This window comes from Shewanella sp. ECSMB14102 (genome assembly GCF_000813075.1).
Taxonomy (GTDB): Bacteria; Pseudomonadota; Gammaproteobacteria; order Enterobacterales; family Shewanellaceae; genus Shewanella; species Shewanella indica.
Genome location: NZ_JWGX01000135.1, coordinates 1 through 606 on the forward strand (window position 1 = coordinate 1; position 606 = coordinate 606).

General features: G+C 47.2%; 1 pseudogene. It reads left to right on the forward strand.

Features of this window, described 5'->3' with window-relative positions:
- Positions 1-606: pseudogene (locus RC73_RS19675) on the forward strand (transposase); the annotation flags it as partial.

The following is a 606-nucleotide window of genomic DNA, read 5'->3' on the forward strand; positions in this document are numbered from 1 at the left end:
AATGGCATAAGCTGTTCAAAGGTGATGAGTTAACCCGCAAATTCACCCAAGGTGAGCTGATTGAAGCGTATGAAGTCCCCAGGCTGAAGCATACTATTGCAATTTATCGCAGCAGGTTATGTGACATCAGTTGGTTCATGCGTTGTCTTAATGAACCGATAGCGCGTCAAGCCAATCAGGAAGATAACTGTACCGGTCGATTCTGGGAGGGAAGATTTAAGTCACAAGCCTTACTTGATGAAGCCGCAGTGTTAACCTGCATGGCCTACGTTGACCTCAACCCCATCAGAGCCAAGATGGCCGATACGCCTGAGCAGTCAGAACATACCAGCATTCGGCTACGTATTCAGGCAGCCTTGAAATGCGAACAACCCGCCAAGCTACTGCCCTTTATCGGCAATGAATGCGATAACCAGCGCAGTGGTATTGCGTTTGGGCTCAAAGATTATCTTGAATTGGTGGATGATACCGGGCGCTGTATTCGCGATGATAAGCGAGGTTCGATAAGTGAAAAGAGTACCAAGCTACTGATGCGGTTGAATATTCCTCATGATAATTGGCTCAAGCTTACCACTGAATTTGGAAGACTATTTCGTGGGCCAGTAG